Annotated in this window: 23 protein-coding genes; 11 read left to right on the forward strand and 12 right to left on the reverse strand. The window is 35.8% G+C overall.

Features of this window, described 5'->3' with window-relative positions; translation table 11 throughout:
• Positions 1-122 precede the first annotated feature (122 nt).
• On the forward strand, positions 123-770 hold the full coding sequence (locus tag O4O04_RS13050) for a hypothetical protein (RefSeq protein ID WP_272532182.1): 648 nt from the start codon (positions 123-125) through the stop codon (positions 768-770).
• Positions 757-942, forward strand: coding sequence for a hypothetical protein (locus O4O04_RS13055; protein WP_272532183.1), 186 nt, complete (start codon positions 757-759; stop codon positions 940-942). Before O4O04_RS13050 ends, O4O04_RS13055 begins: the two co-directional genes overlap by 14 nt.
• Positions 943-1,073: 131 nt before the next feature.
• On the opposite strand, the gene radA is transcribed toward O4O04_RS13055, so the two are convergent.
• Both radA and O4O04_RS13065 read right to left on the reverse strand, forming a co-directional pair.
• Complete coding sequence (radA, locus tag O4O04_RS13060; RefSeq protein WP_272532184.1) at positions 1,074-2,450, reverse strand: DNA repair protein RadA; 1,377 nt, start codon at positions 2,448-2,450, stop codon at positions 1,074-1,076.
• Positions 2,447-3,085 (reverse strand): ribonuclease D, encoded by a 639-nt coding sequence (locus O4O04_RS13065; protein WP_272532185.1) that lies wholly within the window; start codon positions 3,083-3,085, stop codon positions 2,447-2,449. The genes radA and O4O04_RS13065 overlap by 4 nt, the downstream gene beginning before the upstream one ends.
• Before the next feature lie 50 nt (positions 3,086-3,135).
• Between O4O04_RS13065 and O4O04_RS13070 the strand changes: the two genes are divergently transcribed.
• The 4 genes from O4O04_RS13070 to O4O04_RS13085 all read left to right on the forward strand — a co-directional run bounded on the left by O4O04_RS13070 (position 3,136) and on the right by O4O04_RS13085 (position 9,091).
• Complete coding sequence (locus O4O04_RS13070) at positions 3,136-5,046, forward strand: glycoside hydrolase family 36 protein (protein WP_272532186.1); 1,911 nt, start codon at positions 3,136-3,138, stop codon at positions 5,044-5,046.
• A gap of 58 nt (positions 5,047-5,104) precedes the next feature.
• A complete protein-coding gene (locus O4O04_RS13075; RefSeq protein ID WP_272532188.1) occupies positions 5,105-5,563 on the forward strand; it encodes a putative lipoprotein in 459 nt (152 codons plus the stop codon).
• Positions 5,564-5,634: 71 nt separating this feature from the next.
• Positions 5,635-7,506 carry a hypothetical protein gene (locus O4O04_RS13080; protein ID WP_272532190.1) on the forward strand — a complete coding sequence of 624 codons (1,872 nt, stop codon included), beginning with the start codon at positions 5,635-5,637 and terminating at the stop codon, positions 7,504-7,506.
• 1 nt (position 7,507) lies between these two features.
• Positions 7,508-9,091, forward strand: coding sequence for a hypothetical protein (locus O4O04_RS13085; RefSeq protein ID WP_272532191.1), 1,584 nt, complete (start codon positions 7,508-7,510; stop codon positions 9,089-9,091).
• Positions 9,092-9,120: 29 nt separating this feature from the next.
• Here O4O04_RS13085 and O4O04_RS13090 read toward each other — a convergent pair whose 3' ends face one another.
• The 3 genes from O4O04_RS13090 to O4O04_RS13100 are packed head-to-tail and all read right to left on the reverse strand — an operon-like array spanning position 9,121 to position 11,975.
• Positions 9,121-10,242 (reverse strand): fused response regulator/phosphatase, encoded by a 1,122-nt coding sequence (locus O4O04_RS13090; protein ID WP_272532192.1) that lies wholly within the window; start codon positions 10,240-10,242, stop codon positions 9,121-9,123.
• Complete coding sequence (locus O4O04_RS13095; protein ID WP_272532193.1) at positions 10,239-11,060, reverse strand: hypothetical protein; 822 nt, start codon at positions 11,058-11,060, stop codon at positions 10,239-10,241. The genes O4O04_RS13090 and O4O04_RS13095 overlap by 4 nt, the downstream gene beginning before the upstream one ends.
• Complete coding sequence (locus O4O04_RS13100; protein WP_442915894.1) at positions 11,061-11,975, reverse strand: histone deacetylase family protein; 915 nt, start codon at positions 11,973-11,975, stop codon at positions 11,061-11,063.
• Positions 11,976-12,079: 104 nt separating this feature from the next.
• On the opposite strand from O4O04_RS13100, the gene pyk reads away from it, so the two are divergent.
• Together pyk and O4O04_RS13110 are read left to right on the forward strand one after the other, a co-directional pair.
• On the forward strand, positions 12,080-13,522 hold the full coding sequence (gene pyk / locus O4O04_RS13105; protein WP_442915895.1) for a pyruvate kinase: 1,443 nt from the start codon (positions 12,080-12,082) through the stop codon (positions 13,520-13,522).
• 5 nt (positions 13,523-13,527) lie between these two features.
• Complete coding sequence (locus O4O04_RS13110) at positions 13,528-14,103, forward strand: hypothetical protein (protein WP_272532196.1); 576 nt, start codon at positions 13,528-13,530, stop codon at positions 14,101-14,103.
• Here O4O04_RS13110 and O4O04_RS13115 read toward each other — a convergent pair.
• From O4O04_RS13115 to O4O04_RS13130, 4 genes are read right to left on the reverse strand one after another with little or no spacing between them, the layout of a single operon-like run.
• Positions 14,095-14,736 (reverse strand): hypothetical protein, encoded by a 642-nt coding sequence (locus O4O04_RS13115; RefSeq protein WP_272532197.1) that lies wholly within the window; start codon positions 14,734-14,736, stop codon positions 14,095-14,097. The two genes, O4O04_RS13110 and O4O04_RS13115, sit on opposite strands and share 9 nt — an antisense overlap.
• Before the next feature lie 6 nt (positions 14,737-14,742).
• Complete coding sequence (locus tag O4O04_RS13120; protein ID WP_272532198.1) at positions 14,743-15,687, reverse strand: MlaD family protein; 945 nt, start codon at positions 15,685-15,687, stop codon at positions 14,743-14,745.
• A 34-nt stretch (positions 15,688-15,721) separates the two neighbouring features.
• The gene (locus O4O04_RS13125; protein WP_272532200.1) at positions 15,722-16,534 is read right to left on the reverse strand and encodes an ABC transporter ATP-binding protein; all 813 of its coding nucleotides are present in this window, start codon (positions 16,532-16,534) and stop codon (positions 15,722-15,724) included.
• On the reverse strand, positions 16,531-17,664 hold the full coding sequence (locus O4O04_RS13130) for an ABC transporter permease (RefSeq protein WP_272532201.1): 1,134 nt from the start codon (positions 17,662-17,664) through the stop codon (positions 16,531-16,533). Before O4O04_RS13130 ends, O4O04_RS13125 begins: the two co-directional genes overlap by 4 nt.
• 148 nt (positions 17,665-17,812) lie before the next feature.
• Here O4O04_RS13130 and flgB point away from each other — a divergent pair, with 148 nt between their 5' ends.
• From flgB to fliE, 3 genes are read left to right on the forward strand one after another with little or no spacing between them, the layout of a single operon-like run.
• Positions 17,813-18,247, forward strand: a complete 435-nt coding sequence (gene flgB, locus O4O04_RS13135; RefSeq protein ID WP_272532202.1) for a flagellar basal body rod protein FlgB — start codon at positions 17,813-17,815, stop codon at positions 18,245-18,247.
• Between the two features lie 27 nt (positions 18,248-18,274).
• Entirely contained in the window at positions 18,275-18,736 is a 462-nt protein-coding gene (gene flgC / locus O4O04_RS13140; protein ID WP_272532203.1) for a flagellar basal body rod protein FlgC, read from the forward strand.
• Positions 18,736-19,116 carry a flagellar hook-basal body complex protein FliE gene (gene fliE, locus O4O04_RS13145; RefSeq protein WP_272532205.1) on the forward strand — a complete coding sequence of 127 codons (381 nt, stop codon included), beginning with the start codon at positions 18,736-18,738 and terminating at the stop codon, positions 19,114-19,116. Before flgC ends, fliE begins: the two co-directional genes overlap by 1 nt.
• Positions 19,117-19,150: 34 nt before the next feature.
• Here fliE and O4O04_RS13150 read toward each other — a convergent pair whose 3' ends face one another.
• The 3 genes from O4O04_RS13150 to O4O04_RS13160 all read right to left on the reverse strand — a co-directional run bounded on the left by O4O04_RS13150 (position 19,151) and on the right by O4O04_RS13160 (position 23,142).
• On the reverse strand, positions 19,151-19,588 hold the full coding sequence (locus O4O04_RS13150; protein ID WP_272532206.1) for a hypothetical protein: 438 nt from the start codon (positions 19,586-19,588) through the stop codon (positions 19,151-19,153).
• Positions 19,589-19,596: 8 nt separating this feature from the next.
• On the reverse strand, positions 19,597-20,502 hold the full coding sequence (locus tag O4O04_RS13155; RefSeq protein ID WP_272536100.1) for an MBL fold metallo-hydrolase: 906 nt from the start codon (positions 20,500-20,502) through the stop codon (positions 19,597-19,599).
• 126 nt (positions 20,503-20,628) lie between these two features.
• On the reverse strand, positions 20,629-23,142 hold the full coding sequence (locus O4O04_RS13160; RefSeq protein WP_272532208.1) for a penicillin acylase family protein: 2,514 nt from the start codon (positions 23,140-23,142) through the stop codon (positions 20,629-20,631).
• Between the last annotated feature and the right edge of the window lie 8 nt (positions 23,143-23,150).

The following is a 23,150-nucleotide window of genomic DNA, read 5'->3' on the forward strand; positions in this document are numbered from 1 at the left end:
AAATTGCGGTTGTAAAGAAAAATCTTCTTGAGTTTTTAAAACCGTATATTTGAATTATCGGGGGAAGTAAAATTTCCTTTAATTCACTGTAAATAAATTTGGATGCGTAATATAGAAACCTTATGAAGAAAATCTCTCAGAAATTTTTGACAATTTTATTATTAATGGTGATGTCGAATTGCACCAAAATGCTCAAAGATATTCCAAATGATAAATTTGACGTCCCTAAAAGATATGAAAATTATAAACTTGTTATTAACTACGAAAGCATAGAGGATAATCTCGTTTCTATAGATTATCAGAAAGATTCATACAATTATTTTAAGAAAAGTGGACAAGAAGAGTATGCTAGATCAATAGATTCTCATCTAGATATTTCCCGCAAATTAGCGTATGATACAATTCAAAATTCATTGAATATTAAAAATAAATCCTCTAGTCCAGATGGCTATCTTAGCGTGATAGTACGTGAAGGCAAAACAAATATAAACGGTTATCCGGCTTTAGTACTGCTTGTTGCAATAGTTCCTCCGATACTATTGGGAATTCCTTTAATAAAATATGATGCCTACTTTGAAGTAGAAGTTGCGGAATTCAATAAAAAGAAAGAATTAGTCAAAACCTATTCAAGTAAAAGTAACGATACGGAATACATGGAAGTTCTTTACTATGGATACGATTATCCGTACCAGGCTTCATCTCTCATTGCGATAAAAAAAGCCCTTAGAAATATTAGAGAGCAAATGGAGAAAGAAAATGATTTTGAATAGTAATTTACCAAACAAAGGGATTAGAAATTATTTTTATCTATTTTTACTTCTCTGCTCTTTATTTTTCTTGATCAGTGGATGCAAAACTAGGCAAAGCAAATACGAGGGATCACATAAATTAGATGGATCAGCAGTACAATCCAAGGTAAACACGGCTAAGAAACTTGAATAATTTCAAAATACTTAGACGTGATTAACTTTACAATAATCCATACATAGCTATAAGAATAGGTTGATTGTACAAAATACCAAAATTATAAATTATTTATTGAATCAAAGTCAAAGGATGGATTAACTTAGTGATCAATCAAAGTATTCTGTTAATTCACGAAGATGTTTAATTCCAATTAGCTGGAATCCAGAATTTTCTTTTTTCCATTCATTCTTAGCTGACACAGGTAGGATCACTTTTTCAAGTCCTATCGCTTCCAACTCTTTTAATCTCAGCCCTAATTGGCCAACGTTACGTACTTCGCCCGAAAGACCCACTTCTCCGAGAAAAGCGGTCGTAGAAGACACGGATCGATTTGTTGCAGATGATAGAATTGCAGAACAGATTGCTAGATCAAGTGAGGGTTCATCAACAGTCAATCCTCCGGCCAAGTTTGCAAAAACGTCTGATTGAGAAAGAGGGATTCCTAGATATTTCTCAATGACAGCGCATAGAAGAATCAATCTTTTATTGTCTAAACCTTCTGACATTCTGCGAGCTTGACTGAAGCTTGTCTTTGCAACGAGAGCTTGAACTTCAACACTGAGCGCTCTTGATCCTTCAAGGACAACAGAAAGTACAGAACCCTCTTGCGTATCTGCATCTCTAAATAAAAATAAATCATTCCGGTTGATCACTTCTTCCAATCCGGAAGTCTTCATTTCAAATACAGCTATATCACCAACCGATCCGAATCGATTTTTTACAGCTCGTAAAATTCGATAGTAATTGAGCTTATCTCCTTCGAAGTACAGTACTGTATCCACTAGATGCTCTAAAACTTTGGGCCCCGCAATCAATCCTTCTTTAGTTATATGACCAATTAAGAATATTGGAATAGACAATCTCTTTGATGTTTCTAGGAAAATCTGTGTGCATTCACGTAATTGTGTCACCGTTCCCGCTTGATTCGGAAGAGCTTCTCTCTGTACAGTTTGTATCGAGTCTATGAAGACTACTCCGGGTCGAATATGCTCAATCATCTGAATGATATTCTCTGCATAACCTTCGGAAGAGAGCAAAATATTATCAGATTGAATACCCAATCGTTTAGCTCTAAGTCCTATTTGAGAAGCTGACTCTTCACCTGATATATATAGAACCTTATCTTTGTTAGATAGATTTTTTGCAACTTCTAGAATTAAAGTCGACTTGCCTACTCCAGGCTCGCCTCCAATGAGAACCAGGCTTCCAGGAACAATTCCTCCTCCTAGAACCAAGTCCAGTTCCGAAAATCCAGTCTTTATACGCTGAAATTTCTCTTCTTCGATTTTATTGATCGAAATTGGATCTTCATATCTTTTTGGATCTAGAATTGTTCGCTTCTTTTCGGTAAACTTAGATCCAGAGCCAGTTTCTTCGATGATTGTGTTCCAGGACTCACATCCTGGACATTTGCCAGACCATCTTGGAAAATTCTCTCCGCAAGATTGGCAAATATAGATCTTGGCTGGGATCTTTTTCTTCAATGCTCGAATATATCCTTAAGCTCAAGAAGATCCATATCCACAAGAGTTCCGAGAAATCCATAACATTTATCAGCATATTCTAATCTTCCTTCACGAACGAGCATCTCAGTAAGAATATGTTTTAAAGCAATCAAATACTTCACATCACCTGCTGCGTATTCCAATTGTTCTTTGCTCAGAATTTTTTTGCCCCAGTCGGAGGATTGTTTGCCTTTATCCATCGATTCATCAAAAAATTCTTTAACCAATTCTTTGAGTCCGTGCTTGTCAGTATATGTTCGCGCTAGTTTACTCGCAATTTTTGTACAAAAAACAGGATTGACTGATATACCTAAACGCGCTTTCAGAAAGGTTAAATCCATACGTCCAAAGTGGAAAATTTTAATTATAGATTTTTTTTCAAATAATAACTGAATATTTGGAGCTTGAGTCTGACCTGGTAAAATTTGGACAAGAGAAGCTTTATTCTTAGAATCGCATATCTGAATTACACACAATCGATCTCGCCTTGGATTGAGTCCCATCATTTCACAATCAACAGCAAGATGGTCATCTTTTTCATATTCTTTTGTGATTTCTTCAGATAAATCTCCTTGAAATACGAGAGGACGGATGGAGGATTGTTTTTGACTCATAGAGGATAGTTTTTTTACTGTAATAGAGGTTTCAATTCAAAATTATCGCCATGGAACGCACAACTATCTTTCAATATAGAGTATTCGACGAAGAAACCAATTCTTCCATAGCAGATCTCATAGAAACTTCTTCTTTGAGTGAATGTGGCAATTTTAAAGGCAAAATTTCCATCACAAAAAAAGGCAATTCTCGAACATACAAGCCTATAATCCAGTGGGCTGATACAACTCGTCCGCAAGTTGGATTTCATCTAAAAACTATAACAATTGCTATGGATGATATGATTCAAGACGGTAACGGGTTCAAAATTTTCCAACATGGATATCAATCCTGGAGCTTGTCAACAAGTTATAATCCCAATGAAAAGGATGTTTCTCCGAAGATTGAATTTTTGCGATATAGTCAAGAAAATATTTACTCAGATCACAGCGGAGAAGAAGGAGATTTTCTCTCAGAAAGTTTTATATGCCTTTATTCGAAAGAGTTAGATTCCGGAATCATCTGTGGCCTATTAGTTGGTTCAGATCCTGGAGTTAGATTCCATTCTGCAGTGGATGAAAACGGTAAAATTTTGGAAATTTCTTGCATATTAGATTTTCATTGCTCGCTAGATGTCAAAACCAACGGCAAACTTCCACTTCCCGAACTCACAGGAATATCTTTTAGTGGATCTCCAGAGAAAGCCATTGCAAATTATATAGATAGCTATGCAAAAAATACCGAGATTCCAATCCTTGCAAAAAAAGTTCCGACTGGTTGGTGCTCTTGGTATTACTACTATACTGATATTACAGAGAAAATTATTTTAGATAACCTAAAGGATATTAAAGATAAAAATATCCCAATTCAATTCTTTCAAGTAGATGATGGTTATCAAAGAACAATTGGTGATTGGCTTACGACCAACGAGAAATTTCCTGCTGGAATGAAAATCATCGCCGATGAAATCAAAAGAGAAGGATATCAACCAGGGATCTGGCTTGCTCCCTTTTTAGTTAGAAAAGAATCAGAATTTTATAACAAATATCCTGAAGCCGTTTTGAAAGATGAAAATGGCGATCCGGTTCCTGCGTTATGGAATCCTTTATGGGGCAAAGACTATACGTATTGTTTGGACCTAACCCATCCTAAGTCATTGGAATTTCTAACACAAGTTTTCAAAACGATAACCAAGGATTGGGGCTATCCTTACTTGAAGCTGGACTTTTTGTACGCTGGACTTTTGCCAGGAGTTGTATACAATCCGAACATCACTCCACAAGCAAGATACCAAAATGCGCTAAAATTGATTCGCAAAGTTGTCGGTAAAGATACATTTTTATTAGGTTGTGGTGCGCCGATTTTTCCATCGGTTGGATATTTCCAAGGTATGCGAATCAGCTGTGATGTTGCCCCTTTCTGGCGTGCAGAGCTGAAACGACGATTGGTTCGTGACAAGAATGCATTGTGTACGGAAAAAGCTCTAATCAATGATCTTACTCGGGCATCTATGCATAGAAAATTTTGGTTCAATGATCCCGATTGTCTCGTAGTTCGAAAGAAAAAAAATAGCATGAACTACAACCAAACATTGATTATGGCTTCAGTCATGGCTGTTTCCGGAGGAATGCTACTCGTAAGCGACGACATGACTAAACTCGAACCAGAGAGATTGGAAATGCTTAAGAAAACATTAGAACTTTCGAAACTTTGCCAAGCTAAAACTCCATTGCCGATTGGAATTTTTGAAGGTCAATTTCCAGAGGGACTTTGGAATCCTGCAGGTTATCTAGGTGTCTGGAATCCAACAGACAAATCTAAGACAATTAAAATGAAGACTCCTGTAGCTATTCGAAATACAGAATGGATTGATTATTGGACAGGAAATAAAGAAATTTCAGTTCAATATGATAATGACAGCCAAATTCTAGAGATAGAATTGCCAGCTTACGGTTCTAGGGTTTTTTCGATCGAATCGTAAAAAAGATTTGACCGACAGTTAAACTTTTCTAGATTTTTAAGGTATCTTAGGAGCGATCATGAATAAAAATTTTCCAGCCATCCTTGGTTGCATTCTTGCAATTACACTACTAGGTAATTGTGCGGCTGCATCAACTTCCATATCTCAAGCAGCAGACTCTGTGAGTGGATCTGTAAGTACAGCAATTGGATCTATATCTAAGTCTGTCTCTTCTGTAAGTAAATCATCTTCTGATAAAGCAGCAGATTCTGAATCTTACAAGAAAGATGTTAGAACTCTCATTGCACTGTATTCGCAAGATGAAGAGAGAACGGCTCATATCGAAAAAGACATCAATCGTATCGCAAGACGAAATGGGATTCTCAACTGGAGAGAACATAGATCAACTTACGTTGCAATTGGAGCGGGACTTCGCGAAGCGGGATATGCAAGAAATCATGTAGTGGACATTGCAAATCAATCTTGTGCGGGCAAGCCAAGCATTCAAGAAGCAATTCTCGAAGGTTTTGAATTATAGAAACTATTTATTGATATTGGGAAATATTTTTCCCAATATCAGTGATTTATAATCTTTGATTGTGATTCACTTTGTCTCGTAAACCATCATTCTTCTCCATTCTGTTCTTTTATTTCCTGATCTTCATTTCTTCTGCAGTATTCTCCCAAGACAAAAAGATTTCATTTCTCTATATTGATGCGAACTCGGGTCAATCCAGTGGTGGTCATACTGCTCTAAAAATCGGCGACTATGTTTATCATTTTCAATACTACCCAGATAAAATATTTCACATTGTCCGAGAGAGTTGGTTTGATTTTCGCTTTAGTTACAATATTCAAGAAAATCGGACAATCATTGTCTCAGATTTGAAATTAAAAAAATCCGATATGAATAAAATCGAAACCGGATTCGATCGATTATTTCTAATTCAAGAAAAGCATTTTGAAAATTTAAAATATTTACAAGCAAACAAAGATATATTCGCTAAATATTTATCTGGAAAAATAAATACCTACCCCATTGAAGGAATTGGTTATTTCTCCCAGAATTCCAAACCATCCAAAAATCACCTAATCAATATTATTCGCAGTAAAATCAATAATTTTGATCCAGAAAGAGAAAAATCCAAAATAGTTGAACAAATCCAGAATCTAAAATATAAGAGCAATATCCATAAAGATCAATCAATCAATTCTTCAACCTATACAACATTTCAAGATTTCTATTCTGAGACTTATACAGACCTCGTTCAAAAATATGTATTTTATGACGCTATAGAAAATAATCATAAACTAAAACCTCTAGAGTCTTTCTCGCTCCATTCAGAATTTATCAACCCGATCTCTGACCAAGAAAGAATCAAATTGCAAAACCTAAGCAAGAACCTTGAATTGAAATTGATCGAACAGATCTCGGACAATGAGGAATCCAATCATTGGGGTCTACTCGGATGTCAGATTTTGGTTTTCTATCTGAGTCTTGAGGCGAGTCTAGAGAGCGGATACTTTCATTTCCCGGATAGTTTTCCTCATCAATCCGAGAAGATCATCTGGAATAGAGCAAGAAATATTGACAAATTGAAAGACGAAACTCTACTTTTATTCAATCGATATAGAAATAAATATCTAGAAAGCGAGAATCCCCTAACGATTGAACAATTCATCGATCTTACCGATGCAGCCAATCGCTACAATGAAATTCAAAACGCAGTGCAATTCGATCGTCCTATAAGAAATTTCCCAATCAAAACCATGCCCAATAAAAGAGGAATTGCAGCTAATTTACCTAATTTCTATATTCCTCAACCTGAATTAGCAGAATCGAATAAACAAGCAACTATAGAATATGATCATTATCTAATTCAATTACAGAAAATCTATCCATACCATTTAATCTTCCAAAATTGCACTTCAGAAATTTTTAGATCAATAGATGAATTCTATAACCAAGAAAGTATAAAAATTACCCAAGCTCTTGGTAAGCAAATCAATCCCAATGCATCTCTCTCGTTCGTTCCCTTCTACGCAAACTACGATGTTCAAAACAACTATTTTATCGAATCACAAAAAATTATCCTTTCATACCGCAGACAACTAATAAGAGATATGCGAAAATCACAAAATTCAGGATTGGTGTTTCTTCGAGAAAATTTTACTCCGACTTCAACGATCTACAATTTCAACGAAGAGGATGATTGGTTTCTACTATTTACTGATGAGAATGTATTTTTCCGTCCTATATTCGGAGCGACAAATCTTATAACAGGATTGTCTCAATTACTGATAGGCGTTCCCATGGCAATAGATGATAGTGGAGACACTTTCAAAAAGGGATGGAATGGTATTTTTTTTAGCATGCCAGAGATGTTTTTTTTCAATATACGAAAAGGCAGTTTTTATAACATAACTACAATGGATCTCGATCCAGAATTTCCAAATGAAACATACAAGGATTCCAATTGAAATGAAAGAAATTATTTTTCTATTATTCCCTTTTATTATAAATATTATTCTATTATTTTTTTCCAATTATTGGGGATACGAGACCAATAGAAGTTATGTTTTATATGGTTCTTTCATTGGATTCTTGGGCACTCTATTCTTTTTCCAGTTTCGCAATCGACTCAGTTTTCTTGATTCCAATTTGCTTTTTTTGAAGTATGCGCCTTGGATTTTTGGAGTTCAATTTATTCTATTTATCATTTATAATATCTGTAATCTAAATTATGGAGACGGGATTATACTTTTTGAAAATGTTTTTTTAGAAGGATCCATATTTGGATATCAATCAACAATTGATGAACTTTTAGAAGCATTCGTTCACTCCAAATTGTTTATAACATTTGGAGGAGATCCAAGATTCTATTATAGAATCACGAGTACAATTTGCGGATTTCTTTATTTAATTTTTGTAACGTTCCAGCTTCATCGTAATTCAAGCAGTCTAGTAGATAGTATTTTCTGGCTAAGTCCTGGTGGACTTCTGCTATTTTATGGCTATGGAGAAAATTATTCTATAGTCTCAATAATTCTATTCCTAACTTTAATGATTGGTATCTATTTCATTCAACGTGGCAAGTCCGATTATTCCATATATATATTGGCTTTCCTCGCAACCATTGGAGCTCTATTCCATCTCGTGTATGGATTTATGGCAATTGCGCTGATCTACTTCGCTATCATTCAATCTACTTCTGGTAAATTATTAAAGAATGCTGTTGTCTCATGTATGATTGCAGGATTATTTATAATTCCAACATTTAGCTATTTTCTTTTCTTTGCCGATGCAACAATACACGCAAGCCAGACTCACGCACTGACCATGCCGATATATCCTTGGAGGAGAATGATTTCCATGAATCATCTCAAAGATATAATGGGAGTTATATGGTTCACTAGTTGCGCTCCTGTTTTAGCAATTCTCTATTGTAGAATTTTTCATTCGAATAAATTGAATGATTTTTTCGAAAAACCTGAGATTCGATTCATACTTCTTGCCATACTAGGATTTTTTATTCAAGCTTTTACAATCAATCCTATGCTTGGCTTTCCAACAGATTGGGATTTGATGAGTTTTTATTGGATACCTTTGACGATGCTCGCATATTATACGATGCGAGAAATTGGACAAAGTAGAATTCTGCTTTTACCAATCATAATCTTTTGCTTAGGATTCCAAATCAACACAGCAAAAAGTCTACATAATAATCCAGAAAAATTGGAAGTAGATTATAAACTTACGATGGAGATAGCAAACGATTATGTTGCTCTAAAAAAAGATAATTATAAAAATATATCACAAAAAAAGCGGAAATTATTTCTAAAGCTAGATCATTTTATATTCAAATCCATATCGATCCTTAAAAAGTCAAACTCCCCTAAAGCAAAAGCTTTAACTTTAGAACTAAAGAATTTCGAAAAGGAATTAGAACTCAGAACATTCGCAGATGAAAAAGTTTATGACAAAGAATGGATTCGAGATTATATCACTAGACTCACAGATTTTCATCATAAGTTCTTAGAATTTAAAAATTCGGTTGATGGATAGATGAAAATTTATTTTACTTTTTGTATTTTTTAGAGTTCAATTAAAAGATAAGAAATATCATCTTGAAAGTGGGAATTTTCCCTTAATTCAATTGTATAGTCCTTTAGAATATCCAACATCTGTTCAAATCTATTTTTTGAATTGAGGTGGATATTGTTCATTGAATCAAGTAAAGGACTTTGTAGAGTATTGATCAGACCGTCACTATACAAGAACAAAAGATCTCCCTTCTCATAACCGATTTGATGAGTATGGAATTCAATATCTTCCATAATTCCCAATAAATGCCCAGATCTTTCACTGAGCAGTTGGTATTCAGAACGATCTGCTTTATAAAAGATTGGAAAAGGATGACCACCACGACTGTATATGATTTGTTTTTTTTCGCGATCGATTAGAATAATTACAGCAGTCATACTATGAGTTCCAATCTCGAAGCACAATTCATAGTTCATTTTTTGCAGATATACAGCTGGACTAGTTTCGTTTGTATTGGAAATTTCTTTAACTAGATTACTCATGAGTAGTGCAATCAGTCCAGATGTCACACCATGGTCCTCTATATCGCCCATTACAACTAGAGTTTTATTCTCATCAATATTTAAGATCTGGAAATAATCTCCGGAAACATACATCGCAGGATTCACTTCTGCAAACATTCTGTGTGAGAGGTTCTTGGGCATAGATAAGATCTTGGATTGAATTTTGGATGCCAATCTCAGATCTCTCAATATTGATTCGTCATTGATCTCTTTCTCTTTTAGAATATAATAGAATTCGAATGCGCGTGCAATGGCAGACTTTACAGATTCTAGATTGAATGGTTTGAGAAGGAAATCAGTAGCTCGATTGTAGAGCGATGAGACAACCGTTTGAATCTCACGTTCTCCAGTCATCATGAGGACTTGGCTCATTGGATTTATCTCTTTAATCTGGGACAGTAAGTCAATTCCATTAAAATTAGGTAGATTGACATCGAGTAAAATAAGCGGACTTACTTCCCTTTTGAAGTATTCTAATCCTTGTTCTGGGTTTGTAAAAAAAACACAATAGTATCCAAGACTTTGTATGATTACTTCAAGAGTCTCGCAGATCGACTCATCATCATCGATTACAAGAATCTCTGGTTTAGGGAGATAGGATTCAGTCATATAGATGGCAAAAAGCTGAACAAACTGTTCTTTCTTACTTCAGTTACCTTTTTAAAATAATCTTCGGTGAAGACGATCGATTCCAAATACGGATCGATAGCAGTTAACATTTCACCATGAAACCATTCAAATTCTAACCCTGTCTCTGACCATACTAATTTTTTATTATGAATTGCATTGCTAACCTCTCTGACACGATGAGTTGCTGAAAGTTCAATCAATGCTCGAAATTGACCTTCCTTTATCGGGTCAATAAATTTGAAATTATTTCTAAAAAGTACGGCATCATGAAAATATTCTGGAATATTAAAAACACCATGGGCACCAATTTTTTTGGTAAGTAATCGAATAAACTCAGTGATTTCTACAAAAATTGCAAGACCAGGATATTCTTGTCCATAAAACAATGGTTTTGAATAAGTTCCTGGAACAAAACGAATATTCTGTGTCAATAGCCAATCAATATATACCATTTTGAAAACATCAGGATAGGCTTTCAAAGAAAAGTCAGAATATTTTAAACGAATATGAACTAAAACTTTACCTTCATTCGTTTTTATGAATATTCGATTATCCAGTTCAGAAAGAACTTGTATTTCAATATTATAATCTGAATAGCCTCGATCTTTTAGCATATCGAGTAGACCAGAATCGTCCATAAGATGAAAAATTTCTTGTTTGGTGAATTTGCCGAAAACCATTTCTTCTGGCAATAGCGATGTATTCAAATCTCGTGAAAGATCAACCATCTCAAGTGAGGATAGATCTAGCCATTCGCTTCCGTCAGATTTTTTATCAGATCCCGAAAAAATTCCCATTTAGTCCTTACTACAGAAAACTTTAATTGAATTAAAATGTATCTTTACTGTGTCCTCTGGATGGTTTGCATAACCACCTGCAGTTACAATCACGGTTGATACATTATGTTTGATTGAAAAATCACGAATTTTTGTATCCCTTGCAATCAGTCCATCTAGAGATAACTTCAATTCACCGAGTGAATCATCCATATAGGGATCAGCTCCCGCTAAATAGAAAATTATATCAGGAAGAAATTTGGATTCAATAATTGCCAAGGATTCATCCAAGACTCTTAGATACTCCTCATCACCCGTACCTGGTGCGAGAGCAATATCAAGATCAGAATCTTCTTTCTTCGGATAGATATTTCCTTGATGAATGGAAAAAGTAAAAACATCAGAATCATCTTGAAAGATAAAGGAATTGCCATTGCCTTGATGCAAATCCAGATCAGCTATTAGAACTTTCTTACCAGGATTTTGTAGAAGAAATAATCTTGTTGCTATTGCAACATCATTGAGATAACAAAAACCTTCCGCATGATCCGGCATCGAATGATGGTAGCCACCACCGAGATTAAAACAAAATTGAAACTCTGAAGTCTTCTCCATAGCTTCAACGGTACCGCCAACACCGTATAAGAACGATTCAACGATACTACGAGATAAAGGTAATTCAGAATTCATCGTTCGAAAGCTATGCTCATAAGAAAATAAATCATCCAAATATTCTGGTCTATGAACAAGTTCGAGATCTTCCATTTTCGCTCGTTCTGGAGCTAATATTTGAATATTTTTTAGGATAGGATCTTTACGTATCCAATCATAGATATAGGAATATTTTTGCGCGGGAAAAACATGTCGCCCAAGATCCAAATTATAATACGGACTGTAAAATAAGACAGCATTCGATTTTTTCACAATTGTGTACATCTTTTGACAAATTTATATCGTTGCAATTAAAAAACTGACATCATTCTCTTATGTCTGTCCCAAAAGATTCTTGCCAAATGTGAATCACTCCGTAAATGTACCCTATGCCTGAATCTCCAATGAAACCCAAAAAAAAGACAAAAATTATCTGCACCATCGGTCCCGCAACAGCCACACGTGAAAAAATCTTGGGTCTCATTGATGCAGGAATGGATATCGCGAGAATCAACTTCTCACACTCCAATCAAAATTCGCACGAGAAAACTTATGAATTACTTCGGGAATGCGAACAGGAATCTGGGCGACCTTTAGGAATCTTAGCCGATCTACAAGGACCAAAAATTCGCACAACTAAACTCAAAGAAGGCAGCATTCAACTTATCAATGGAAAAAAAATATTAATCAACAATATTCCTGATTTTATTGGAGATGAAAGCGAGCTTGGTTGCACATATGTGAATTTAATTTCAGATTTGGATGTAGGCAATCGCGTGTTAATTGATGATGGAAAACTTGTCTTGAGTGTAGTTAGCGTTGATAAAAAAAATCAAAAAGCTGAACTCGAAGTAATTGTCGGCGGCACTCTCAAAGAAAGCAAAGGTATCAATCTTCCAGGAACACCCATTACAGCCCCGGCACTCACCGAAAAGGATATAGACGATCTTAAATTTGCACTCAACTTAGGAGTTGACTATATCGCATTAAGCTTTGTTAGACGAGCATCAGATTTAGAATTCGCAAGACAATTTATGAAAGATACCTTTACGGGTCTAGTTGCAAAAATTGAAAGACCCGAAGCTATAGACAATCTTGCAGAAATTATAGAAACTTGCGATGCGATCATGATTGCACGTGGAGATCTCGGAGTGGAAATGGACACTGAACAAGTTCCAGTTTTACAAAAAGAAATCATTCACCAACTCAATCAAAAAGGAAAACCAGTAATCACAGCGACTCAGATGCTTGAGTCAATGATTGACAATCCAAGGCCTACTCGAGCTGAAGCATCCGATGTTGCAAATGCGGTGATGGACGGAACAGATGCTGTAATGCTATCTGCCGAATCAGCGAGTGGCAGTTTTCCATTAGAAAGTGTTGATATAATGTCTAAGATCATTCGAAAAACAGAATCTTCATTTATTTATGCAACGATTAGCAAAAAAACGGAAATCTGGGACGATGAGAAAGTACGTACTGCACTCGGAATTGCAACCGAACAGATTGCACGCTCAATGAACGCGAAAGCTATTATTAATTTTACTAGAAGTGGAGCTTCTGCATTATTGTCCTCAGAGTTTAGGCCAGAAGTACCAATTTATTCTTTTACTCCATTTTTAATGACCGCAAGAAAGATGAAATTGTATTGGGGCGTTGAACCATATGTTATGCCTATGATGGATAAATTTCCAGATATGATAGCATTTATGAACAAAACTCTTAAATCAGAAGGCTTGGTTAAAGAAGGAGATATTGTTGTAATACTTTCGGGTGCTCCCGGTTCGGTTGCACAAACAGTGGATTTCATTCAAATCTATACAATACGATAATTATTATGGTAACTAATTTTAATATCAATAAAGATGGAGTATTTTCGGGAAATGGAATCGTCCCATATCTTGTTCTAGACAATGATGATAAAGCGATTGATTTCCAAAATGTATTCCAAGAAATGCTCAGGGATGTAAAAAGATTACACGATGTCTATATCCTTTCCATGATGGACGATGGCAAAATAACAGGTCGAGAGCGAATCCAGATATGTAGAGAAATGGATAATTTTCTTGGTGATATGATTCTTTTGAGAGTAATACTATCAGAGAATAGAAATTTTTTCAATCTGACCCACTCCCAATACAATGTATCACTTGAATTTAAAATACTAAAACAGAGATGGGAAGCAACAGGCAGTATGGGCAAAGTCCTTGGTTTAAATGTATCCAAATTTCGCGATTGGATGACCACTCAATTCTCGAAAAGACTAAAAACTTTGCTCAAATACACAAAAGAAGCCCTCTCTGACAATGAGCTTGATGTTCATGAAAAATCAATTTTGATCTCCTATATAGAGAAATTAATTATTTCAGTTATCATTGCAAGACATGATATCTACTCGGCGAATCTATCTTAGTCTATTGATTTCTTGAGTGAATCGAATCAATATGTTCGTAAGACCAATTTTCCATCCACCAACTAAGGATTCGGGAGAACTTGAATCTATAGGAACAAATTCATCAAATGACTTTTTCAATATCAATTTATAATTGCTATCTCGATCATCAAAAATTCTAAACTGCAATTGAAGAACTGCCTTGGTTTTATTTGAATCTTGGAAATCACCATAAAGACTCATGACTTCAATTTCTAAATAATAATAAGATTCAGTGCGAGAGCTTATATCTAGAACGGATTTAAATATTCCGACTTTATCCAAATATTTTTGGATTTCTTCTCCTAATATATTCTGCGGACTAATAAAAAATTCATTATAAAAGTCCGATTCGTATTTTGATTCCGATTTTCTATACACGAAACTTTTGCTATCATATTTATTGGAAATCAAAACCCGTCTTATTTTCAGAATATCATCTTTAAATTTTGAAGTTTGTGTGGATTGTTTCGGTGAATCCAATTCGATCAGATATGTCTTTTTTTCTGGGAAATCTTTTTCAATTGATATACAAGAAAAAGCTCCAATTACTATAACGCTGATCAAAGTTGTAAAAAAAATTTTATTTGATATCAAGTGAACAATCTCTTTCATTTTTTATTATTTCCAGATTTGTGATTTAGCTGGAGGCTCACCAAAGAATATTAAAGATGGATATTTTTTGGCATTACTTGTGACATCCTTTAGATCAGTTGAAGCAATACGCAGGTTCTCAACCGCCAAGGAAATTTCATTTTGATTGGTAGATAGTATTGTATCCAAACGTTTGGTTGCTGAACTAAACTGTGTTAGAGCAGTATCCAGTTTTTTTGGTGCAACTTTTAATTCTGGCTGTGCGAGTATTTCTTTTAGTTCCTGGTTACTTTTTCTCATCTCCGACATAAGCATCGTCGCCTCTCGACTCATTTCCCCAATTTTGGCCTTTTCCACTTCTGAATTTAAATTATTTATCAATCGATCTAAATTGAAAATCAAACCCCGAACATCAGTTGCTTCCAATTTATCAAAAAATGAATCCAATGACGCACTAAATCTCGACATGGTTGAAGGAGCAGAAGGAATATAGTGATTCTTTGGTTTCCATGATATAGGAAGAGGAGGATTTTTTTCTGGAGAGAGATAATCTACTTCAAGATAAGCAGTTCCAGTTATTCCTTGCGATGCAAGCCTTACTCGAAGTCCAGTTGTTATCATTCTCTTTATGGATTCATCAATCTTTGTAATAGGTAATGCCTTGACAATTCCTGGTATGGACATCTTCACTATAACATATCTCCCATACTTTATAAACTCTTCGCTCTCAAGATCATTAAGGTATTCATTTTGTACAAAACTTATTTCATCAACTGTTCCAATCTTTACGCCTCTATGTTTAACAGGTGAACCTACATCTAGTCCTTGAACGGATTCATCGAGATAGGTTTCCATAAATACGTTCTTTCGAAAAAGTGCACCAGCACCAAGTATGATGATAAAAGTAGCAGCAATGACTAATGTAGAAATTACAAAAATCCCGATTCGAAAATAATTAGTTCCTGTTTTCATATCTACACTTCTACTCCTCAATTTCTTTAATCATCTATTTATCCTTGGGCAGTCGATTGAAGAATCTCACAACAAAATCTATGTTGGAATGATTTTTCAATTCATCCGGTGATCCTTCGGCGATAATTCCCTTCGTCTCTTTATCCAGAACGATCACTCGATCTGCTATGGTAAATATACTGGCTAGTTCATGAGTTACAATGACAAAAGTAACATTTAGACTTCGCGAGAGTCGTATGATTAGATGATCTAGTTCAACAGAAGTAATTGGATCGAGTCCAGCCGATGGTTCATCAAGAAAAACAATTCCCGGATCAAGAGCCATTGCTCGTGCTATAGCAGCCCTCTTCCTCATACCACCCGAAAGTTCTGACGGCATGACTTCTGCGAATTCATCCAATCCGACCATTTTCAATTTCATCCTAGAAATTGTATTCATCGCATCTACAGGTAGATTCGTGAATTCTTCCATCGGCAATCTTACATTTTCTAATACAGTCATTGATCCAAACAAAGCACTTTGCTGATACATGACTCCAAACTTATTCAGTATAGCTAAACGTTCTTGGTAGTTTGACTCCCAAAGATTTTTTCCATCAATAAATATTTTACCATTCAAAGGTGGGTTCAAACCGATCATATTTTTCATAACAGTACTTTTGCCACTGCCAGAACCACCTAATATCCCAAAAATCTCTCCTTTTTTTATATCAAAGTTCAGATTGTCCATGATTACTGCAGAGCCGTATCCACTCACAAGATTGCGGACTTCGATTATGGATTCCTCATTATCGAAATTTTTATAATAGGATTTTTCTTTTGTTACTGAGTTTTTATTCTTTTTCATATGCCCAGATAAAAATAAGCGATACTGAACACTCCGTCCAGAATTGCAACGTAGATTATTCCACTTACAACTGCTCGAGTAGTAGCACTTCCCACAGCGCCTGCTCCGTTAGTTGTCCTCAAACCTTCATAACATCCAACTGATGCAACCGTAGCACCGAAAACGATTGATTTTATTATACCACCAAAAAGATCAGTTAGTCTAACTGCCGATACAATTTGATTTATAAAAGTAACCAAGGGAAATCCAAAACTATAAAGAACCAATGCGCCACCACATAGTCCGAGAAGATTAAAAATCAAAGTAAGCAAAGGTGAGACCAATGTTGTCGCCAAAATTCTAGGAAGAACCAAAAAACGAATAGGAGATAGACCCATTGTAGACAGAGCATCGATTTCTTCGCTTACCTTCATCGTTCCGAGTTCAGCTGCAAATGCGGATCCGGTTCGTCCAGCAAGAATGAACGCGGTCATTAGTGGACCTAGTTCACGAAACAGAGATAAGCCGACAAGATTTGCCACGAATATTTCAGCACCGAATTTTTGCATGGGAATCGCAGACTGAAAAGACATGATAAGTCCTAAAAGAAAACCAATTAATGCAATTATGGGAAATGCATTGACTCCCGCATTTTCTGCCGTACGAAATAAATCTTTCCAGCGAATCGTTTTCGGACTTACCATTGCTTGAAAAAAACTCACGGTGAATTCTCCAATAAACGACATTCGACTCTGGAAATCTGAATACCGATTGAATACAAACTCACCAATTTCTTCTGGTTTATCCATAATCAAATCATGGAAAAAATTCTTAGATTTTTCTTTTTTTCCAAGTTGGGTGGAAGTGGAAATTTCGTATAAATATCGAAAATCTTCCTTGAGTCCCCTCAAAACAAAATCAAGTCCAAGATCTTCTTGTCTATGCTTATGCTCTAAAATAAACGCGATACCTGCTGCATCACAGGTATGGACGTTTTGAACATCAATTAGGACTCGGTTGGGCTTTTCATTATGAACCCATTTGATACTTGAGTCCCAAATCTCATGTATAGTAGAATGATTCAAAACTCCCGCAATATTGATCTCGCAAGTAGTTCCATTCATTTGAATTGTCTGAGACAAAAGATCCATAGGGTTATATCCTTAAATCGCCCAATTATCGCTCTTCGACAAGAACTTAGTTTTGAGAATAAGAGTTTTTTCGAAAAAACTTTCTAATCCGACATAAAATGCTAAAAGAAAACGCAAAACCTCCCGACTCTTGTTCGTAGAGGGAAATATGTTTGATAAAACCCATTTTATGAAAACCCAAGATCTTCTCCATCGAGGAATGCAGACTAGCACAATTCGTAGAAAAGCGATCTCGGACAATATCGCAAATGCGGACGTGCCAAATTTCAAACGTACGGAAGTTATATTTGAATCAATGATTCATCGTGCAATTGAATCAGAAAAAATTGAGAAGGATAAAGCGGTTCCGACCAAAATTTCCGATAATAGGCATTTTGAATTTTTTAAACCTCTAGATTATAAGTCTGTTCAACCTAAATCAAATATAGATTATCTTACTACCATCCGTGCAGATGGAAACAATGTGGACATTGAAAAGGAAGTCGTGGATTCAAGCCAGAACCAGATGACTTATATGTTGCTCGTTGAACGACTCAATCAGAACAATCGCTTACTCTTACAGATGATGAGACCATCATCCTAAATTATTAACTAAAAGAAGGTAAATTATATGGGAATGTTTAGCTCAATCAATATTTCATCTACTGGGTTGTCGGCTCAGAGACTGCGCATGGATGTCATTTCAAATAACATAGCAAATGCGACAACTACGAGAAATGCAAATGGAGACGGACCATTTAGACGGGATCGAGTAATCATGACTCCCGTTAACTTGAGAACGCGATGGAAAAGTCCGCTCTATCCTTTTGGCATTGCTCCAGGTGAAGGCAAAGGTGTTAAAGTGATGAAAGTAGAAAAGGATATGGCTCCTCTTCGATTGACATATGATCCGACTCATCCAGATGCCATACAAGTTGGACCCAAAAAAGGCTATGTCGAAATGCCTAATGTCAATATTGTTAGTGAAATGACAGATATGATTTCTGCATCAAGATCTTATGAAGCAAATGTTCAGATGATCAATGGAGCGAAAGCGATGTTTAATAAAGCACTGGAAATAGGTAGAGCATAATGGAAATCAACACAAATATATTCAATAAGTCCACGTACTGGACACATGACAGCAATCAATCTTTCTCTCTACGTCCAGATGGAGATAAAGTTGCAATCAACAGAACCGACAATCGTCATTATGGCAAAACCAATTCTGCAGTTACTCCAGATCAAGTAGCTGGAACATTTGGAGATGTACTTCGCAAAGCATTCGAAGAAGTTAATGATCAACAAGTTGTTGCTGACGAGATGACGCAGAAATTAGTATATGATCCGAATTCTGTAGATATTCATGATGTTATGGTATCAGCAGAAAAAGCTAGAATGTCTCTTACCTTTACGAAATCAATGGCGGATGGTTTTATCCGTGCATACAGAGAATTAACTTCCTTAAGATAATAGATTGAGATTCTCAAGCCATAAAAATCATATTTTATGGCTGAGAATAAAGATTGATTCGCTCGTAAGGCAAGAATTTAAATTCAATCTTAGACTTCCAATTCACTTCCACTCCCTTCTTCAATGATATGGGATCTATTTCTTTGCCATTCACAAAAATTTTCCAAGCCTTCGTTAATGTATTGCGTGTACCTAATATATCATAGATCTCAATCGTTGTGTTGGTTGTAACAAACCGCATAGAAGGATTTTCTGCAAGGGACATCTCAGTTAGAATCTCTACTAAATTTTTTCTTCCGACATCTTCAGAACTTAGAAAAAATTTTTCTGTAAACTCTTCAAAGTAAACTGTGACATGAAATCCTGCCTGCTCTTCGCTTAAGTCTTTAGTAAAATAAAATTCCTTTGAACAGGATAAAATAATAATAAAACTCAAAACAGATACAATTAAGGATGTTTTTTGGAATTTCATATAAGCTGTTATAGCTTAGACTTAAGTCTTTGCTTAAGAGCCCAATAAACCAATCCACTTGCATTCAACTTAACATCGAAATTTAAAAGTTCCATTTCTTCTGATCCAAGAACTATTTCTTTTCTACGAGCAAGCTCAATGAAATACTCTCGCACACCAATTTCTGCTTTTGATTGAAGTAAATCTTGAGAATCACCAGCTTCAACAAGACTTAATGCAATTTCTTGCATGGCATCAATTCCTGCTACTAGATCCGATTTTAAGTTTTGTAGATTACCAACAGATCCAAAATGAGTAAGATAAGCAACCGCTGCACCCGTGTTGAGAATTAAATCCAGAGAATTACGTGCTTGGTCTGGATCAAAGTCAGTTGGAGTTGTGGTTGGATAGATAAATTTGCCTACTCCACCGATTTTTGGATAAGCTATTCCAAAAGAATCCCCAGTAAAAATTCCATTTGATAGTGAATCATAAATACAGAAATGATGTGAGGCATGTCCTGTCGTGTAGACAAATTTAAACTGACGACTCTGCCAATTTAGAGTTTCATTGTCTTCCATAACTCGAACTCTTTCTTCAGGAACAGGATGAATCTCACCATATAGTTTTGTAAACTCTTCTTCGCCATATACTTGTTTTGCGGATGCAATCAATCGCATTGGATTGATTGCATGTTTTGCAGCTTTTGGGTGAGCGAGCAATTTTGCATTGGGACAAGCGTCAAGAAGAGCACTAGATCCACCTGCATGATCCAAATGGATATGAGTGATCATTAGATAATCAACATTCTCACGAGGAATCGAATTCTGGTCCAGAGCATCCAAGAGTTTTGGGACAGCGAGAGTTGTATTATTTTCTACAAAACAGGCTCGATCTTCATCTATGATTAAGTAAGCACAAGCAACACCAGGCATTACATAATCGCAATCAATGGCAAAAATTTTCGAGATTCTTCCATTAGTTTGAACAACACTAGATACTAATAAATTGCTTTTCGATTCTGACATTTATATTAGAATTACATTAGTAAGAATTCCGCTCTACTCTTTTAAAATTAGCTTATATCGCTTTTCCTTATTTATTTTCTCTGGAGTAAAATTCGTTGTTCGAAATTCTCCATTAATATATTTCATCGTCTGATCATCATAGAAAGGACTTGCCATATTCCCAGAATTGCCTGTAGGAAGTATGGTTCTGTTCTCATCCATATCTCCAAAGCTTACAACTCTTCTTGTGGATGGACCAGATGCAGCGAGCCATTTGCCATCCAATAACTTCATCTTAACATTATTTACAACTTCTGGAGCACCCATTGTTGAATGCGGACCTATATTAAAAATCAAATTCATTGGTTTTTTCATTCCAATCGCATGAGGATATTCAACTTTGTAGAGATTCTTCCACAGCCATAGATTAGGTGTCTCACTTACATTTTTTGTAAGGTATTCAACTGTATCGATTAAACTTTTTTCTAAAATTTCATCTCTGGTTTCTCTTCCATCAGTTGCAACATTATCCCAGAGTGGATGATCTTCTTGCTCAATGATCCATTTGAACGCATTGATGTATTCAGCCGTACTTCCATAGATTTTTAAAGTTTCTTCACCCATTTCATCTAACAACATATTCCGAATAACATGATAAGTTAGAACATAATATACTGTTGCTCCTTTGGAATCAACTCTACCTTGAAAATTCCACTGCGAGAGGATATCCATTGCTTCCTTTGCTTGGTTGATTTGCTGGGGAGATTGATTCTCCCAGATTTTTCCATCGATCTTAATCGAATTTATATAAACTTCCCAAATTTCTGGAGCTGAATAAGAAGTTATATCGACAAGTAGGTTCTCCATATCCGAATAATCGAATTTTTCTTTCTTGGATAGCACTTCAGTAATTCTTCTAAATCGATCGGATGGTTGCCAGTTGCCTTCTAGTCTCCCTAGTCTCGCATAATTCTTCTTAGATGGAAGATTGTTAGCTGTGGCAATGATTCCGTTTTTTGGATTTTCCAATTGAGGGTTCTCAGAAAAATTCAAATACCCAACAATATCAGCATCACCTTGCGACCCATCTAAAATTTTTCTTGTGTTAGAAATTTTATTTCTAATTGGAAAACGTCCAGCTCCCCACCATCCAATATTGCCTTCTCGATCCGCGTATGAAAAGTTCAAACCAGGTGCGGTCAAAAGTGAAATTGCTTCCTTCATACCTTTCAATCCTTTTGAAAAAAGTGCACGGTGCAGAACTTCTATGACAGGGCTGTGTTCTTTATGGAAAACCCAAGAAAGGCTAATTGGTTTACCTTCATATCCCTTAACAAAATCCGTATAAATCGGTCCATGAGGAGTAATTCGAATTGTATATTTTTCTGAATCTTTGCCTTTGATCTTGATTTCTTCTTCTATGATTTGTAGATCTTTCCATTGGTTCTTGTGATAAACTTGCATCCCATTCTCTGAGATCGTCTCATAATAGAGATCAACATCATCATTTTCTAGCATAGTCAATCCCCAGGCTTTATCCTCAGTATTGCCAACTAACGGATAGGGTACGCCCGCAAGAAAATATCCATAAACATTTAAGCCTGGATATTTTAAATGTGCTTCATACCAAGTACCTGGATTCGAGTATGCGATATGAGGGTCGTTAACAAGAATCGGCTTTCCAGACTGAGTCCTAGACCCAGCTAACACCCAAGAGTTGCTACCATCAATAGGTGGAAATTGATTGAATACTGAATCAACATTCGACACAAAACGTTCCAATTCCCGACGATTTACATTTGCTACCGAATCAGAAGATCTGTTTGTTGAATTCAAAGGTAAACGTAACTCAGGATTTTTCTCAATTATCTGTTTATCTTCTATATATGTAGATAACCTTGGAATTCCAGGTTGGTCTTCCATGATCGATGCATCTTTTTCTTTATCCATTCTGGGAAATAAATCTTCGATTTTTGAATTGGGAAATTTTTCTGCGAGTATGCTATACAGTGAGTCTGTTCTAATTCCCTCTGCAAAGGAAAAGCCCATATATGCAAGGGATGCTAAGGCATCTTCCCTACGAAATGGTTCAGGTGTAAATCCGAGCACTGTAAACTCAATCGGATAGTTCCCTTGACTAACGAATGCGTTGACTCCTTCCAAATAGGAGTCCAAATTTGTCCATGCGTCTGGCTCAAGTCTTGCCTGGTCTTGGGCATATTTTCTTGCCCAATCACCTAACAAAAGACTACGAAACATTCTGTCAACTGGGACTAAGTCTTCCCCTAGAATCTCAGCAAGTCTTCCTTGCGCAAGCCTACGAATAATTTCCATTTGAAAAAGTCTGTCTTGAGCAGATACATAACCTAAGGCATAAAAGGCGGAATGTGGACTCTTGGCATCAATGTGAGGAACTCCATCGAGATCTCTTATCACCTCAACTTGTTCTTTGATTCCTGCTACCTGGATCTCTCCGTTATATAGAGGAGATTTTATAAGTAGTAGTGATTCCCAAACGATCATCACAACCAATGCCAAAAAAACTGGTAAACCAAGAGCCCATTTCATATTTATAT

The sequence above is a fragment of the Leptospira sp. GIMC2001 genome (assembly GCF_028462125.1).
In the GTDB taxonomy this organism is placed as follows: Bacteria; Spirochaetota; Leptospiria; order Leptospirales; family Leptospiraceae.

What these genes read in the sequence shown, in the direction of transcription:
- O4O04_RS13090 (WP_272532192.1), bottom strand. Translation starts at nt 10,242, where the DNA reads ATGACTGAATCCTATCTCCCTAAACCAGAGATTCTTGTAATCGATGAT.
- O4O04_RS13050 (WP_272532182.1), top strand. Translation starts at nt 123, where the DNA reads ATGAAGAAAATCTCTCAGAAATTTTTGACAATTTTATTATTAATGGTG.
- flgB (WP_272532202.1), top strand. Translation starts at nt 17,813, where the DNA reads ATGTTTGATAAAACCCATTTTATGAAAACCCAAGATCTTCTCCATCGA.
- flgC (WP_272532203.1), top strand. Translation starts at nt 18,275, where the DNA reads ATGGGAATGTTTAGCTCAATCAATATTTCATCTACTGGGTTGTCGGCT.
- O4O04_RS13100 (WP_442915894.1), bottom strand. Translation starts at nt 11,975, where the DNA reads ATGTACACAATTGTGAAAAAATCGAATGCTGTCTTATTTTACAGTCCG.
- O4O04_RS13065 (WP_272532185.1), bottom strand. Translation starts at nt 3,085, where the DNA reads ATGAGTCAAAAACAATCCTCCATCCGTCCTCTCGTATTTCAAGGAGAT.
- O4O04_RS13095 (WP_272532193.1), bottom strand. Translation starts at nt 11,060, where the DNA reads ATGGGAATTTTTTCGGGATCTGATAAAAAATCTGACGGAAGCGAATGG.
- O4O04_RS13055 (WP_272532183.1), top strand. Translation starts at nt 757, where the DNA reads ATGATTTTGAATAGTAATTTACCAAACAAAGGGATTAGAAATTATTTT.
- fliE (WP_272532205.1), top strand. Translation starts at nt 18,736, where the DNA reads ATGGAAATCAACACAAATATATTCAATAAGTCCACGTACTGGACACAT.
- O4O04_RS13160 (WP_272532208.1), bottom strand. Translation starts at nt 23,142, where the DNA reads ATGAAATGGGCTCTTGGTTTACCAGTTTTTTTGGCATTGGTTGTGATG.
- O4O04_RS13070 (WP_272532186.1), top strand. Translation starts at nt 3,136, where the DNA reads ATGGAACGCACAACTATCTTTCAATATAGAGTATTCGACGAAGAAACC.
- O4O04_RS13115 (WP_272532197.1), bottom strand. Translation starts at nt 14,736, where the DNA reads ATGAAAGAGATTGTTCACTTGATATCAAATAAAATTTTTTTTACAACT.
- O4O04_RS13085 (WP_272532191.1), top strand. Translation starts at nt 7,508, where the DNA reads ATGAAAGAAATTATTTTTCTATTATTCCCTTTTATTATAAATATTATT.
- O4O04_RS13075 (WP_272532188.1), top strand. Translation starts at nt 5,105, where the DNA reads ATGAATAAAAATTTTCCAGCCATCCTTGGTTGCATTCTTGCAATTACA.
- pyk (WP_442915895.1), top strand. Translation starts at nt 12,080, where the DNA reads ATGCCTGAATCTCCAATGAAACCCAAAAAAAAGACAAAAATTATCTGC.
- O4O04_RS13120 (WP_272532198.1), bottom strand. Translation starts at nt 15,687, where the DNA reads ATGAAAACAGGAACTAATTATTTTCGAATCGGGATTTTTGTAATTTCT.
- O4O04_RS13130 (WP_272532201.1), bottom strand. Translation starts at nt 17,664, where the DNA reads ATGGATCTTTTGTCTCAGACAATTCAAATGAATGGAACTACTTGCGAG.
- O4O04_RS13110 (WP_272532196.1), top strand. Translation starts at nt 13,528, where the DNA reads ATGGTAACTAATTTTAATATCAATAAAGATGGAGTATTTTCGGGAAAT.
- O4O04_RS13155 (WP_272536100.1), bottom strand. Translation starts at nt 20,502, where the DNA reads ATGCCTGGTGTTGCTTGTGCTTACTTAATCATAGATGAAGATCGAGCC.
- O4O04_RS13150 (WP_272532206.1), bottom strand. Translation starts at nt 19,588, where the DNA reads ATGAAATTCCAAAAAACATCCTTAATTGTATCTGTTTTGAGTTTTATT.
- O4O04_RS13125 (WP_272532200.1), bottom strand. Translation starts at nt 16,534, where the DNA reads ATGAAAAAGAATAAAAACTCAGTAACAAAAGAAAAATCCTATTATAAA.